This window comes from Streptomyces sp. NPDC107500, assembly GCF_055582785.1.
The window spans coordinates 175,078-188,074 of the sequence record NZ_JBVJPF010000003.1 but is presented as its reverse complement, the minus strand read 5'-3'; the positions used below and the strand labels follow the sequence as shown (position 1 = coordinate 188,074).

At 71.1% G+C, this 12,997-nt stretch carries 15 protein-coding genes; 7 read left to right on the top strand and 8 right to left on the bottom strand.

Translation table 11 applies throughout. From position 1 onward, the window contains the following. Positions 1-23: 23 nt before the first annotated feature. The gene (locus ACZ67M_RS12445; protein ID WP_003973726.1) at positions 24-437 is read right to left on the bottom strand and encodes an ATP-binding protein; all 414 of its coding nucleotides are present in this window, start codon (positions 435-437) and stop codon (positions 24-26) included. A 250-nt stretch (positions 438-687) separates the two neighbouring features. Continuing rightward, complete coding sequence (locus ACZ67M_RS12440; protein WP_361351837.1) at positions 688-948, bottom strand: UBP-type zinc finger domain-containing protein; 261 nt, start codon at positions 946-948, stop codon at positions 688-690. Between the two features lie 60 nt (positions 949-1,008). Here ACZ67M_RS12440 and ACZ67M_RS12435 point away from each other — a divergent pair, with 60 nt between their 5' ends. After that, positions 1,009-2,601 carry a Na+/H+ antiporter gene (locus ACZ67M_RS12435; RefSeq protein ID WP_361351834.1) on the top strand — a complete coding sequence of 531 codons (1,593 nt, stop codon included), beginning with the start codon at positions 1,009-1,011 and terminating at the stop codon, positions 2,599-2,601. Between the two features lie 15 nt (positions 2,602-2,616). Here the strand turns inward: ACZ67M_RS12435 and ACZ67M_RS12430 are convergent, their stop codons facing one another. Both ACZ67M_RS12430 and ACZ67M_RS12425 read right to left on the bottom strand, forming a co-directional pair. After that, the gene (locus ACZ67M_RS12430; RefSeq protein WP_469850815.1) at positions 2,617-3,525 is read right to left on the bottom strand and encodes a 1-aminocyclopropane-1-carboxylate deaminase/D-cysteine desulfhydrase; all 909 of its coding nucleotides are present in this window, start codon (positions 3,523-3,525) and stop codon (positions 2,617-2,619) included. Between the two features lie 36 nt (positions 3,526-3,561). Then, entirely contained in the window at positions 3,562-4,140 is a 579-nt protein-coding gene (locus ACZ67M_RS12425; RefSeq protein WP_122616165.1) for an N-acetylmuramoyl-L-alanine amidase, read from the bottom strand. A 329-nt stretch (positions 4,141-4,469) separates the two neighbouring features. On the opposite strand from ACZ67M_RS12425, the gene ACZ67M_RS12420 reads away from it, so the two are divergent. The 4 genes from ACZ67M_RS12420 (at position 4,470) to ACZ67M_RS12405 (ending at position 8,678) form a co-directional block, all read left to right on the top strand. Continuing rightward, positions 4,470-5,876 carry a family 2B encapsulin nanocompartment shell protein gene (locus ACZ67M_RS12420; RefSeq protein WP_392099529.1) on the top strand — a complete coding sequence of 469 codons (1,407 nt, stop codon included), beginning with the start codon at positions 4,470-4,472 and terminating at the stop codon, positions 5,874-5,876. Positions 5,877-5,963: 87 nt separating this feature from the next. Beyond that, positions 5,964-7,124, top strand: coding sequence for a family 2 encapsulin nanocompartment cargo protein polyprenyl transferase (locus tag ACZ67M_RS12415; protein ID WP_469850814.1), 1,161 nt, complete (start codon positions 5,964-5,966; stop codon positions 7,122-7,124). 272 nt (positions 7,125-7,396) lie between these two features. Then, entirely contained in the window at positions 7,397-8,017 is a 621-nt protein-coding gene (locus ACZ67M_RS12410) for a GNAT family N-acetyltransferase (RefSeq protein WP_469850813.1), read from the top strand. A gap of 76 nt (positions 8,018-8,093) precedes the next feature. Continuing rightward, positions 8,094-8,678 (top strand): dihydrofolate reductase family protein, encoded by a 585-nt coding sequence (locus ACZ67M_RS12405; RefSeq protein WP_361351819.1) that lies wholly within the window; start codon positions 8,094-8,096, stop codon positions 8,676-8,678. A 128-nt stretch (positions 8,679-8,806) separates the two neighbouring features. Here the strand turns inward: ACZ67M_RS12405 and sodN are convergent, their stop codons facing one another. Beyond that, positions 8,807-9,202 carry a superoxide dismutase, Ni gene (gene sodN / locus ACZ67M_RS12400; RefSeq protein WP_064729779.1) on the bottom strand — a complete coding sequence of 132 codons (396 nt, stop codon included), beginning with the start codon at positions 9,200-9,202 and terminating at the stop codon, positions 8,807-8,809. A gap of 145 nt (positions 9,203-9,347) precedes the next feature. Here sodN and sodX point away from each other — a divergent pair, with 145 nt between their 5' ends. Beyond that, positions 9,348-9,785, top strand: coding sequence for a nickel-type superoxide dismutase maturation protease (gene sodX, locus ACZ67M_RS12395; protein ID WP_352156576.1), 438 nt, complete (start codon positions 9,348-9,350; stop codon positions 9,783-9,785). On the opposite strand, the gene ACZ67M_RS12390 is transcribed toward sodX, so the two are convergent. Beyond that, positions 9,689-10,318 carry a CGNR zinc finger domain-containing protein gene (locus ACZ67M_RS12390; protein ID WP_352156575.1) on the bottom strand — a complete coding sequence of 210 codons (630 nt, stop codon included), beginning with the start codon at positions 10,316-10,318 and terminating at the stop codon, positions 9,689-9,691. The two genes, sodX and ACZ67M_RS12390, sit on opposite strands and share 97 nt — an antisense overlap. Positions 10,319-10,417: 99 nt before the next feature. Here ACZ67M_RS12390 and ACZ67M_RS12385 point away from each other — a divergent pair, with 99 nt between their 5' ends. Further along, positions 10,418-11,206 carry a class I SAM-dependent methyltransferase gene (locus tag ACZ67M_RS12385; protein WP_469850810.1) on the top strand — a complete coding sequence of 263 codons (789 nt, stop codon included), beginning with the start codon at positions 10,418-10,420 and terminating at the stop codon, positions 11,204-11,206. Between the two features lie 77 nt (positions 11,207-11,283). Here the strand turns inward: ACZ67M_RS12385 and ACZ67M_RS12380 are convergent, their stop codons facing one another. Together ACZ67M_RS12380 and ACZ67M_RS12375 are read right to left on the bottom strand one after the other, a co-directional pair. After that, positions 11,284-12,045, bottom strand: coding sequence for an amino acid ABC transporter ATP-binding protein (locus ACZ67M_RS12380; RefSeq protein ID WP_161331682.1), 762 nt, complete (start codon positions 12,043-12,045; stop codon positions 11,284-11,286). Then, positions 12,042-12,992, bottom strand: a complete 951-nt coding sequence (locus ACZ67M_RS12375; RefSeq protein WP_392234771.1) for an amino acid ABC transporter permease — start codon at positions 12,990-12,992, stop codon at positions 12,042-12,044. The genes ACZ67M_RS12380 and ACZ67M_RS12375 overlap by 4 nt, the downstream gene beginning before the upstream one ends. Positions 12,993-12,997 lie beyond the last annotated feature (5 nt).

Sequence of the window (12,997 nt, the reverse complement as noted above, 5' to 3'; positions counted from 1 at the left end):
GTCCCCGTCCCCGTTTGCGTCCCTCACGTCGGCCCGGGTCCCGCGCCGCGCTGTTTGTAGAGGCTGATCGAAACGGTTTTGTCCTCGTCCACGGCGGAGGAGACCTTGCCCGCCAGGGCGGACAGCACCGTCCAGGCGAAGGTGTCCCGCGAAGGGGCGTGGCCGTCCGTGGTCGGCGCCGAGACGGTGACTTCGAGCGAGTCGTCGACGAGGCGGAAGACACAGCTGAGCACCGAGCCGGGCACGGCCTGCTGGAGCAGGATCGCGCAGGCCTCGTCGACTGCGATGCGCAGGTCCTCGATCTCGTCGAGGGTGAAGTCCAAGCGGGCTGCGAGGCCGGCCGTCGCCGTACGCAGCACCGACAGGTAGGCACCCGCGGCCGGCAGCCGGACTTCGACGAAGTCCTGGGTCGCGGGCTCGCCTGCGATCTGGGACACCCTCACCTCCAAGGTGGTACAAGCGTTACAGGGCCAGGGGGTCGCCCTCGGGGTAACGCGATACGTGGTTCAGCGGTGACGTTATCGCGCTCCGAAGTTTCCTGTCCCCGAGACCCCAACCCCATGCTGTCACTCATAGTAAACACACGAACACGCACAGTGGCTAGGGGTTCGGCGGGCCCAAATCGGAAGAGCGCGCGCCGGGTTGACGTACCCAGGCGTCAGACGGTCGAACCGTACCGGGCCGAGGTCACACGAGGACGTGGTCGACGAAGCACCAGCGCCAGTTCTCCCCGGGCTCGAAGGTGCGCATGACCGGGTGGCCGGTCTCCTTGTGGTGCGTCGTGGCGTGCTGTCCCGGCGAGGAGTCGCAGCAGCCGACATGACCGCAGTCGAGGCACAGCCGCAGCTGCACCGGGTCCATGCCCTCGGCCAGACACTCCGGACAGGTCTCACCGCGCGGCTCCGGCTCCGGGTGCGGCAGCGCGTCGGCGTGCGTGCACTGTTTCATGATTGCCAGGTTACGACGGGTGTGCGGATCACCGCGCGGAAAAAGAGGGCGGGCGAGGACATGGACGTGATGCCGCTGCTGTTGCTGGTGGCGGGGAGTGCCGCGGTGGCCGCCGCGGGGCGGCGGGTGCCGGTCCCGGTGCCGCTGCTGCTGGTGGCGGTGGGCCTGGCGGTGAGCTACGTCCCGGGCGTGCCCGACTACACCCTCGACCCGCACATCGTCCTGCCCCTGCTGCTGCCCCCGCTGCTCTACACGGCGGCCACCGACAGTTCCTACCTGGACCTGCGGGCCCAGGTGCGGCCGGTGGCGCTGCTGTCCGTGGGCTACGTCCTCTTCGCGACCTTCGTCGTCGGCTGCGCCGCGTACCTGATCGTGCCGGGTCTGCCGCTGACGGCGGCCCTGGTGTTCGGTGCGGTGGTCGCGCCGCCGGACGCCGTCGCCGCCACGGCCGTCGCGCGCCGGGTGGGGCTGCCCTCCCGGATCACCACGATCCTCCAGGGCGAGTCCCTGGTGAACGACGCCACCGCGATCACCGCCTTCAGGGTGGCGCTCGCGGCGGCGGTCGGCGAGGGCGCCACGTGGGCAGGCGGGCTCCTGGAGTTCGCGATCGCGGCGGTCGGCGGCGTGGGCGTGGGGCTGGTGCTGATGGTGCCGCTGCACTGGCTGCGCACCCATCTGCGGGAGGCGCTGCTGCAGAACACGCTCTCCCTGCTGATCCCGTTCGTCGCCTATGCGGTCGCCGAGCAGGTGCACGCCTCCGGGGTGCTCGCGGTGGTCGTCGTCGCGCTCTATCTCGGCCACCGCGCGTGGGAGGTCGATTTCGCCACCCGGCTCCAGGAGGAGGCGGTGTGGAAGATGGTCGCGTTCGTGCTGGAGTCGGCCGTGTTCGCCCTGATCGGACTCCAGCTGCCCGTCGTCCTCAAGGGGCTCGGGGAGCACGAGGGCACCGAAGCCGCCTGGTACGCCGTCGTCCTCTTCCTGGTGGTCGCGGTGGCGAGGTTCGTGTGGGTGTATCCGGCGAGCTACCTCCCGCGCCTTTCGGCACGCGTACGCGCGCGTGAGGGCGACCTCTCCTGGGCGGGGCCGTTCGTCATCGGCTGGGCGGGGATGCGGGGCGTGGTCTCGCTGGCCATCGCCTTCTCCATCCCGCTCACCGTGCACGACGGCGATCCCTTCCCCGAGCGCAACCTCATCCTGTTCCTCACCTTCACCACCGTCATCGGCACGCTGGTCGTCCAGGGCGTCACCCTGCCGCCGCTGATCCGCCTGCTGAAGTTCCCCGCCCGCGACGTGCAGACCGAGACGCTCGCCGAGGCCAACGCCCAGGCACAGGCCTCGCGGGCGGCCGAGCGGCGCCTGGACGAGCTGCTCGCCGACGAGCGCAACGCCCTGCCGGGCCCCCTCGCCGAGCGCCTGCGCACGGTCCTGGAACGCCGCCGCAACGCCGTCTGGGAGCGGCTGGGGCAGGTCAACCCGGTCACCGGCGAGACCGTCGACGACACCTACCGGCGGCTGTCCCGGGAGATGATCAGCGCCGAGCGCGACGTCTTCGTCCGGCTGCGGGACGGCCGCTACATCGACGACGAGATGCTGCGGACGCTGCTGCGCCGCCTCGACCTGGAGGAGGCGGCGGCCTACCGGGAGGCCACGTGAGCGGCCCGGCGGCGGTCAGGGGAACGGCCGGCCGGTGACGACCGCGGCCAGGGTGGTCCCGCGCGGGAAGGCGCCCTCCTGGGTGAGGACGAGCAGGGCGTGCAGCAGCTTGGCCACATACACGCGCTCCACGGGCAGGCCGTGGCGGTGTTCGAAGTCGTCGGCGAAGGAGTCGAGCTCGGGCGTCGTGCGGGCGTAGCCACCGCAGTGGAAGCGGTCGTCGAGGCTCCAGTCGCCGCGCGGTCCGCCGAAGGCACGGTCCTGGAGCCGCCGTATGTCGTCGGCCAGGAAGCCGCCCCTGAGCACGGGTATCCCCAGCGTCCGCCGGCCCCGGGGCAGGCCCGCGGCCAGTCCGGCGAGCGTGCCACCCGTGCCGCAGGCGACGGCGGCCACGTCGGCGTGTCCGCCCAGCTCCTCGCCGAGAGCCCGGCAGCCGCGGACGGCCGCCGCGTTGCTGCCGCCCTCGGGGACGACGACCGCGTCCTCGGCGGCCGCCGCGCGCAGCAGCGCGGCCAGGGTCTCCGGCTCGCTCTTGCGGCGGTACGTCGAGCGGTCGACGAAGTGCAGCCGCATGCCGTCGGCCGCGCACCGGGCCAGGGAGGGGTTGAGCGGCCGCCCGGCCAGTTCCTGACCCCGCACCACGCCCACCGTCGACAGGCCGAGCAGCCGGCCGGCGGCGGCCGTGGCGCGCAGGTGGTTGGAGTAGGCGCCGCCGAACGTGACGACGGTACGGCCCCGCGCCGTGGCGAGATTCGGCGCCAGTTTGCGCCATTTGTTGCCGACCAGGTCGGGGTGGATCAGATCGTCCCGCTTCAGCAGCAGCCGGACGCCGTGCCGCTCGAACCGCCCGTCGACGATCTCCTGGCAGGGTGACGGCAGACGGGGGCCGAGGGTGGCGAGGTCGGAGGTGTCGGTGCCGGTCACCCGGCCATTCTCACGCCGCGGCGAGAGTGCGTCACCTCAGCCCAGCCGGTCCCCGATCCGTGCCCGCATGGACGCCATGGTGAACCCGCGCGGGTCCACCTTCCCGGGCTGCCACTCCAGGTGCCCGATCACGGACCGTTCGTTCCACCCGTGATGGCGGCAGACCGCGGCGGCGGCCCGCTCGATGGCCTCCAGCTGTGCCGCCGGCCAGGGGTCGTCGCCGTCGCCCAGGTTCTCGCACTCGAACCCGTAGAAGTGCCGGTTGCCGTCGGTGTTCGCCTCGTTGTCCTTCGGCAGCGCCCGCTCGGCGATCACCGCGCGCAGGACGTCGTCGTCGCCGAGGCCGGCGTGGTTGGCCCTGCCGTACCCGACCAGGTGGACCCGGCCGTCCTTCGTGATGACCCCGTGGCACAGGGGACCGGGCAGGCCCTCGTAGCCCTTGCGGCAGATGTCCACCGTCCGGGCGCTGCCCTTCGTGACCGTGTGGTGGATCATCACGCCGTTCACCGGCCCCCAGGGGCCCTTGTGGTTGCGGTTGTGGTCGCGCCAGTCGCCGACCTCGACGACGGTGAGCCCCTCCGCCTTCAGTGCCTTGAGGAAGCTGCTCGCGGACATGGGTGAGGCCACGGCCGACTCCTTCACGCTGTGTGACGGCCGCCTTGGCACGACCGTCTCGTACGGTGCTTGTACCGAAACGGAGCCCCCGCTATTACTTGTCCGGCGCGCGTGCGAGCGTTTTCGGCCAATCTCGTCCCGGCCAGGCGCGTGCAACAGGCCGGACAAGACGCCGGGATGGTGAAACAAGCCCCCATGTCTGCCCCGGCTTCCGGTGATCCATTCCCGCTCTTTCGTGTAATAGCACCGGCACGCTCCGTGAGGAAGGCTGGTGCACGCACATCGATGCCGGGCGCAGCCGTCCGGCACGACCGGGAGGGCAATTCCTTATGTCGGTAGGCGAAGAGGTCCGCAGCGAGCAGACCAAGCCGCAGCAGAGCCTCGGCACGGCGGCCGCGCGGAACCTGGCCACCACGACCAAGTCCGTTCCTCAGATGCAGGAGATCAGCTCACGCTGGCTGCTGCGCTCGCTTCCCTGGGTGGACATCCAGGGCGGCACGTACCGGGTGAACCGGCGTCTGACCTTCGCCGTCGGCGACGGCCGCGTGACGTTCGTGAAGACCGGCGACCGCGTCGAGGTCGTCCCCGCGGAGCTGTGCGAGCTGCCGGCGCTGCGGTCGTACGAGGACGACGAGGTCCTGTCGGAGCTCGCGCAGCGCTGCGAGCAGCGGGAGTTCGGCCCCGGCGAGGTCATCGCCTCGTTCGGCGGCCGGGCCGACGAGGTGTACCTGCTCGCGCACGGCAAGGTGGAGAAGATCGGCACCGGTCCCTACGGTGACGACGCGGTGCTCGGTGTCCTCGCCGACGGCGCCTACTTCGGCGACCAGGCGCTGCTCGACGGGGACGCCATCTGGGAGTACACGGCCCGCGCGGTCACCGCCTGCACCGTGCTCGTGCTGCCCCGCCAGGAGGTGGACCAGGTCGCGGAGCGCGCGGAGTCCCTGAGCGCGCACCTGGAGGAGCAGCGCTCGCTCCCGGAGCAGAACACCAACAAGCACGGCGAGAAGGCGATCGACCTCTCCGCCGGCCACAGCGGCGAGCCGGACATCCCGCACACCTTCGTCGACTACGAGGCCCAGCCCCGTGAGTACGAACTGAGCGTCGCCCAGACCGTGCTGCGCATCCACTCGCGCGTGGCCGACCTCTACAACCAGCCGATGAACCAGACCGAGCAGCAGATCCGGCTGACGGTCGAGGCGCTGAAGGAGCGCCAGGAGCACGAGCTGGTCAACAACCGCGAGTTCGGTCTGCTGCACAACTGCGAGTACGACCAGCGGATCCAGCCGCACGACGGCGTGCCGGGACCGGACGACCTGGACGAGCTGCTGAGCCGCCGCAGGGGCACCAAGCTGCTGCTCGCCCACCCCCGTGCGATCGCCGCCATCGGCCGGGAGCTCAACCGGCGCGGACTGGTCCCCGAGACGATCGACGTCGCCGGCAACCGCATCCCGACCTGGCGCGGGGTGCCGATCTACCCGTGCAACAAGATCCCGGTCACCGAGGCCCGTACGACCTCGATCATCGCGATGCGTACCGGCGAGCAGGAGCAGGGCGTCATCGGGCTGCGCGCCACCGGCATCCCCGACGAGATCGAGCCGAGTGTGTCGGTGCGCTTCATGGGCATCAACGAGCAGGCCATCATCAAGTACCTGGTCACGACCTACCACTCGGCCGCGGTCCTGGTGCCGGACGCGCTGGGCGTCCTGGAAAACGTCGAGATCGGCCGCTGGCAGTGACGCCAGTCCGCTTGAGGCCGTGTCCCCGCCCTCACGGGCGGGTACACCCCCGGGGTACGGGAGTGGGCCCATGGGGGAGGTGAGTCCATGACGGAGACCGGGTGCGGCGCCACCGCGACCCGCGGTCCCACCGGAGCGCCGGAGAGGCAGGGGGCCATCGGCACACAGCGCGCGGACGAGCCGGGCACCCCGGTCGGCGGAACCGGGCCACCGGTGTCCGAGGGGCAGGAGGCGGCGGCGCTCCTGAGCGAGTCCCGGGCGTCGGTCGATCCCGAACTCCGTTCCGCCATCGCCGCACTGCCCCCGATGATGCGCCGTGTCGCTCTCTACCACTTCGGCTGGCAGCACGCGGACGGCACGCCCGCGGAGGGGAACGCGGGCAAGGCGATCCGTCCCGCACTCGTCCTCACCGCGGCCGCCGCGCTCGGCGGGCCCACGGCCCGTGCGGCGGCGGTGCGGGCCGCCGCCTCGGTGGAGCTGATCCACAACTTCACACTGCTGCACGACGACGTGATGGACCGGGACACCACCCGGCGCCACCGGCCCACCGCCTGGACCGTGTTCGGCGACGCCGACGCGATCCTCGCGGGGGACGCCGTTCAGGCGCTCGGCCTGCGACTGCTCGCCGCGGACCCGCATCCGGCGTCCGCGGCGGCGGCCATCCGGCTGTCCGACTGCGTCATGGAACTGTGCGAGGGCCAGCACACGGACACGGCGATGGAGCGGCGCGCGCCCTACGAGGTCACTCTCGACGAGACGCTCGCCATGGCCGAGGCCAAGACGGGCGCCCTGCTGGGATGCGCCTGCGCGCTCGGCGGGCTGTACGCCGGCGCCGCCGACGAGGACGTCGAGGCGCTGGACGCCTTCGGCCGGCAGGCCGGGCTGGCCTTCCAGCTCATCGACGACGTCATCGGCATATGGGGCGATCCGCGCCACACCGGCAAGCCGGCCGGCGCGGACCTGGCCGTCCGCAAGAAGTCGCTGCCGGTGGTCGCCGCCCTCACCTCCGGCACCCCGGCCGCCGCCGAACTCGCCGCGCTGTACGCGGCACCGTACGACGAGGACAAGGAGGACCTGGAGCGCACCGCCCTCGCCGTGGAGCGGGCCGGCGGCCGGGACTGGGCGCAGGCCGAGGCGGCCGACCGGATGGCACGGGCGATGCAGGAACTGGCCCGTGCCGTGCCGGACCCGGAGTCGGCGGGCGGACTGCTCGCGCTGGCCGAGTTCGTGACCCGGCGCACCACCTGAGAACGGCCACCTGACGGCCAACTGACCGCCGCCCGCCGCACCACCCGGCCCGCCAGGGCCGGCCGCAAGACCCCGGAGCCCGTGCAGGGCCGTACGGCACCTGACCCGACGTACGGCCGCACCGCCGACGGCTCCGGTCCGGCGGGTCCCGCACTTCCCCACGGTGTGCGGGGCCCGCCCCCTTTCCCTGTCCGGCCGGCGCGTGAGGCCTCCCGGATAGGCTCAACCTCCGTACACACGAACGACGTTGAGCCGAAGGGGCGGGGCGGGTTATGGGCGTGGTGATCCGGACGGCGGGGGCGGACGACCGGGAGCGGGTCGTCCGCCTCCTGGACGAGGCCTTCCAGGACGACCCGGTCAGCAGCTGGGTCTTTCCCGGCACCGAGTACCGCCGGCTGACCCATCACCGGCTCATGGCGGCCTTCACCGACGCCGTGCTGGCCGACGGGCGCATCGACCTCACCGAGGACGGCGCGGCCTGCGCGCTGTGGCTGCCCGTACCGGCGCACGAACCGGCCGGGGACGAACAACCGGCCGGGGGGCCCGCCGAGGACATCCCCGCCCTGGTGCGCGAGGCCGTCGACCCGGACAACGAGCGCGTCGAACTGATAGCCCGGCTCACCGAGGGCATCCACCCCGCCGGCCGGGCCCACGAGTACCTGTGGATGATCGGCGTGGCCCCCGGACGGCAGGGCGAGGGTCTGGGCACCGCGCTGATGGAGTCGGTGCTCGACCGCTGTGACAGCGAGGGGACGCCCGCCTACCTGGAGGCGAGCAGCGCCCGCGGCCGGGCGCTGTACGAGCGCCTGGGCTTCGAGTTCACCGGACAGGCCCTCCAACTGCCCGACGGCCCCCTGATGTGGCCGATGTGGCGCGAGCCGCGGAACGAATAATCAGGAGACCAGACAACTACATCCGGAGTACTGTGAGCGTAGTGGTCAAGGGGTGGCCAGGACGAAGGAGACCGGTTTGCGCAAGCTCACGTATTTCATCGCCTGTTCGATCGACGGCTTCATCGGCGGCCCGGACGGCGACGCGTCGTTCATGTACCCGTTCGTGGACGAGGAGTTCTTCGCGTTCCTGAAGGCGGAGTACCCGGAGACGGTGTCGAGCTTCGGCCGGCAGCAGCGCGGCATGGACGGCATGCCGAACAAGCGGTTCGACACGGTGGTCCAGGGCCGGGGCAGCTACGACCTGGCGCTGAAGGAGGGCATCACCAGCCCCTACGGACACATGCGCGAGATCGTCGCCTCGCGCACCCTCACGGAGTCGCCCGACCCCAACGTCGAGATCGTCTCGACGGACCTGGTCGGCAGGGTCCGCGAACTGAAGGCGGAGGAGAGCGACTTCGACATCTACCTGTGCGGCGGGGCGGCCGTCGCGGGGGAGCTGGCCGGCGAGGTCGACGAGCTGGTCATCAAGACGTATCCGGTGGTGCTGGGCACCGGCATGCCCATGTTCGCCTCGGGCTTCGAGGTCTCCGAGTTCGTGACGGGCTCGGTGCGCACCTTCGGCAACGGCGTCGTGGTGCGGACCTACGACCGCAAGCGATGAGCCGTCCGTGCACCGGTTACGAGCAGGGTGCGGACGCACGGAGGGGCCCGGCCGGGTTGCGGCCGGGCCCCTCCGGTCTGTCCTGCGGCCCGCGATGGTGCACCGATCGCCGGCCCGCGGTGCAGAGGTCAGGCCTTCTTGGTCTCCCAGAAGATCTTGTCGATCTGGGCGATGTAGTCCAGGGCCTTCTGGCCGGTCGCCGGGTCGGTCGAGCCCTTGGCGGCCGAGAGGGCCTTCAGGGTGTCGTTGACCAGCTGGTGCAGCTCCGGGTACTTCTCGAAGTGCGGGGGCTTGAAGTAGTCGCTCCACAGCACGGACACGTGGTGCTTCGCGAGCTCGGCGCGCTGCTCCTTGATGACCGTGGCGCGGGCCTGGAAGTGCGGGTCGTCGTTACCGGCCATCTTCTCCTGGACGGCCTTCACCGACTCCGCCTCGATGCGGGCCTGGGCCGGGTCGTACACGCCGCAGGGCAGGTCGCAGTGGGCGCTGACCGTGACCTTGGGGGCAAACAGGCGGGAAAGCATGAAGCGTTCCTTCCTCGTGATCGTCTTCTCAGGGGGGACATTACTCCCTGGGTGGCCCGATTTCGCGAGTGCCCCCGTGGGCTTAGGACAAAAGTCCGGGGGTGAGACTGAGACTGGTGGAGGAAAGACCGGGAGGTGCCGGGTGATGCCGGAGCGGCCGTCGCAGGAGACCGAGCGCGCGAGAGGCGCGCTGCCCTTCGGGCCGGCCGAGGTGACCGGGCCGTCGATGGTGCCCACGCTGCACCACGGTGATGTGCTGCTCGTGCACTGGGGTGCGCGGGTCCGGCCGGGTGACGTGGTCGTGCTGCGGCATCCCTTCCAGCAGGACCTGCTGGTGGTCAAGCGGGCCGTCGAGCGGCGCGGGGCCGGCTGGTGGGTGCTCGGGGACAACGCCTTCGCCGGCGGCGACAGCACCGACTACGGGGTCGTCCCCGAGGACCTGGTGCTCGGCAGGGTGCGCCTGCGGTACCGGCCGCCGAGGGCGGGTCAGCGCTCCCCGTTCGCCGTGGCCCGCTGGGCGCTGTCCGCGCTCAGGCCGGTGCCGGCCTCCCGGTCCGCCTCCAGGCGCTTGCGGGCGCGGTAGGCCGCCACGTTGGCGCGGGTGGCGCAGCGGTCGGAGCAGTAGCGCCGGGAGCGGTTGGTGGAGGTGTCCAGGTAGGCGTTGCGGCAGGGGGACGCCTCGCACAGGCCCAGGCGGTCCACCCCGTACTCGGTGAGGTGGAAGGCGAGGCCCATCGCCGCGATGGCGGCGAAACCGGCGGTGGCGTTGGACGGGTGGTCCGCCAGGTGCATGTGCCACAGCGGGCGGCCGTCGTCGTCGCGGTGGTCGTGGCCGGAGATCTGCGGGCTCACCGGGAACTCCAGGAGCAGGGAGTTCAGCAGGTCGACGGCGAGGGTCTCGTCGCCGGCGTCGGCCGCCTCGAACACCGCCCGCAGCCGTGCCCGGACCGAGCGGAAGCGGGTCACGTCCGAGTCGGCCGCCCGCCGGGCCGCCGACTGGTTGGCGCCGAACAGTTCGCGGACGGCCTCGACCGAGGTCAGGGAGTCCTGTCCGCGGGACGGTTCCTCGGTGTTGACGAGACGTACGGCGTAATCCGAGTAATAGGCCAGTTCCACTTGTAGTCCTTACGGAGGGGCTCTATGGTCGTGCCTGCGGTCAGGTAACAGCTGATCGTGCTTCCAGGGTATTACGTCACGCATGCACGGAGGGGCCCGATGACGGACGCCGACACCACGAACACCACCGACGCCACCACGGCCGGCGCCGACTGGCGGGCCTGGCAGGAGAGCTGGGACCGGCAGCAGGAGTGGTACATGCCGGACCGGGAGGACCGCTTCCGGATCATGCTCGACATGGTCGAGGCGCTCGTCGGCACCGCGCCGCGCGTGCTGGACCTCGCCTGCGGCACCGGCACCATCACCGCCCGGCTGCTCGCCCGCTTCCCCGGGGCCACCAGTACCGGCGTGGACCTCGACCCCGCGCTGCTCGCGATCGCCGAGGGCACCTTCGCCGGCGACGACCGGGTCTCCTTCGTCACCGCCGACCTCAAGGACCCCGACTGGCCGGCGAAGCTGCCGCACCACTCGTACGACGCCGTGCTGACCGCCACGGCCCTGCACTGGTTCCACGCCGAGCCCCTCGCGGATCTCTACGGCCGGGTCGCGGGCCTGGTCCGCGACGGCGGTGTCTTCATGAACGCGGACCACATGATCGACGACACGACGCCCCGGATCAACGCGGCCGAGCGGGCGCAGCGGCACGCGCAGATGGACGCGGCCAAGAACGGGGGCGCGCTCGACTGGGCCGAGTGGTGGCAGCTCGCCGCCAAGGACCCGGTCCTCGCCGAACCGACGGCCCGCCGCTTCGAGATCTACGGCGAGCACGCCGACGGCGAGATGCCCTCGGCGGCCTGGCACGCGCGCGTCCTGCGCGAGAAGGGCTTCGGCGAGGCGCGGCCGGTGTGGTGCTCGCCGTCGGACACGCTGCTGCTCGCGGTGAAGTGAGACCGTGACACGGCGGAGGGGCGGTACGGGTTTCCGTACCGCCCCTCCTCGCGCTGCCGCCGGCGCCCGCCGTGTCCTCAGAGGACCTTGGACAGGAACGCCTTCGTCCGCTCGTGCTGCGGGTCGGTCAGGACGTCGCGCGGGTTGCCCGACTCGACGACCACGCCGTCGTCCATGAAGACCAGGCTGTCGCCCACCTCGCGGGCGAAGCCCATCTCGTGGGTGACGACGACCATCGTCATGCCGGACTCGGCCAGGTCGCGCATGACGTCGAGGACGTCACCGACCAGCTCCGGGTCCAGGGCCGAGGTCGGCTCGTCGAACAGCATCAGCTTCGGGTCCATCGCGAGCGCCCGCGCGATCGCGACCCGCTGCTGCTGGCCGCCGGAGAGCTGCGAGGGGTAGTTGCCGGCCCGGTCGGAAAGGCCCACCCGCTCCAGCAGGGCGCCCGCGCGCTCCCGCGCCTGCGCCCTGCTCACGCCCTTGACCTGGACCGGCGCCTCCATGACGTTCTCCAGCGCCGTCATGTGCGGGAACAGGTTGAAGCGCTGGAAGACCATGCCGATGTCCCGGCGCTTGACCGCGACCTCGCTGTCCTTCAGCTCGTAGAGCTTGTCGCCCTTCTGGCGGTAGCCGACCAGCTCGCCGTCGACGTAGAGCCGTCCGGCGTTGATCTTCTCCAGGTGGTTGATGCACCGCAGGAAGGTGGACTTTCCGGAGCCGGAGGGGCCGATCAGGCAGAACACCTCACCCGACTTCACCTCCAGGTCGATGCCCTTGAGGACCTCGATGGCGCCGAAGGACTTGTGGACGCCCTCGGCCTTGACCATGGCGGTCATGCGGCACCTCCCGTCTTGCTGGAGCGGGTCGACAGGGAGAACAGGTTCGCCCGGATCTTCTGCATCGGCGTCGGCGGCAGGCTGCGGCTGGAGCCGCGGGCGTAGTACCGCTCCAGGTAGTACTGGCCGACGCTGAAGACCGAGGTCAGCAGCAGGTACCAGGCCGCCGCCAGGAACAGCATCTCGGCGGGTGCGCCCGAGGTCTGGCCGATGTCCTGGGCCACTCTGAACAACTCGGAGTACTGGACGACCGACACCAGCGAGGTCGTCTTCAGCATGTTGATGACCTCGTTGCCCGTCGGCGGCACGATCACGCGCATCGCCTGCGGGACCACGATCCGGCGCAGCGTCTTGGTGTGGCTCATGCCGAGCGCGTGGGCCGCCTCGGTCTGGCCCTCGTCGACCGCCAGCAGTCCGGCGCGGCAGATCTCCGCCATGTACGCGGCCTCGTTGAGGCCGAGGCCGAGCAGCGCCGTCAGGAACGGCGTCATGAAGTCGGACCACTCGTCGCGGTAGAACGGGCCGAGGTTGATGTACTCGAAGACCAGGCCCAGGTTGAACCAGACGACGAGCTGCACCAGGACCGGGGTGCCGCGGAAGAACCAGATGTAGAACCACGCGATGGACGAGGTCACCGGGTTCTTCGACAGCCGCATCACCGCGAGCATGATGCCGCCGACGATGCCGATGAGCATGGCCAGGACGGTGATCAGCAGCGTCTTGCCCATGCCGGACAGGATCCGGTCGTCGAAGAAGTAGTCCGGGATCGCACCCCAGTTGATCTTGCCCTGGGAGAACGCGTACACGACCGCGGCCAGCAGCGCGATCGCGACGACCGCGGTGACGTAGCGGCCGTAGTGCCGGACCGGGATGGCCCTGATGGCCTCCGGGCCGGCCGGCGGGGTGTCCGCCGGGCCGGAGCCCGTCTTGTCGATGTCAACAGTCACGGATG

What these genes read in the sequence shown, in the direction of transcription:
- ACZ67M_RS12425 (WP_122616165.1), bottom strand. Translation starts at nt 4,140, where the DNA reads ATGTCCGCGAGCAGCTTCCTCAAGGCACTGAAGGCGGAGGGGCTCACC.
- ACZ67M_RS12380 (WP_161331682.1), bottom strand. Translation starts at nt 12,045, where the DNA reads ATGACCGCCATGGTCAAGGCCGAGGGCGTCCACAAGTCCTTCGGCGCC.
- ACZ67M_RS12420 (WP_392099529.1), top strand. Translation starts at nt 4,470, where the DNA reads ATGTCGGTAGGCGAAGAGGTCCGCAGCGAGCAGACCAAGCCGCAGCAG.
- ACZ67M_RS12410 (WP_469850813.1), top strand. Translation starts at nt 7,397, where the DNA reads ATGGGCGTGGTGATCCGGACGGCGGGGGCGGACGACCGGGAGCGGGTC.
- ACZ67M_RS12415 (WP_469850814.1), top strand. Translation starts at nt 5,964, where the DNA reads ATGACGGAGACCGGGTGCGGCGCCACCGCGACCCGCGGTCCCACCGGA.
- sodX (WP_352156576.1), top strand. Translation starts at nt 9,348, where the DNA reads ATGCCGGAGCGGCCGTCGCAGGAGACCGAGCGCGCGAGAGGCGCGCTG.
- ACZ67M_RS12385 (WP_469850810.1), top strand. Translation starts at nt 10,418, where the DNA reads ATGACGGACGCCGACACCACGAACACCACCGACGCCACCACGGCCGGC.
- sodN (WP_064729779.1), bottom strand. Translation starts at nt 9,202, where the DNA reads ATGCTTTCCCGCCTGTTTGCCCCCAAGGTCACGGTCAGCGCCCACTGC.
- ACZ67M_RS12440 (WP_361351837.1), bottom strand. Translation starts at nt 948, where the DNA reads ATGAAACAGTGCACGCACGCCGACGCGCTGCCGCACCCGGAGCCGGAG.
- ACZ67M_RS12435 (WP_361351834.1), top strand. Translation starts at nt 1,009, where the DNA reads ATGGACGTGATGCCGCTGCTGTTGCTGGTGGCGGGGAGTGCCGCGGTG.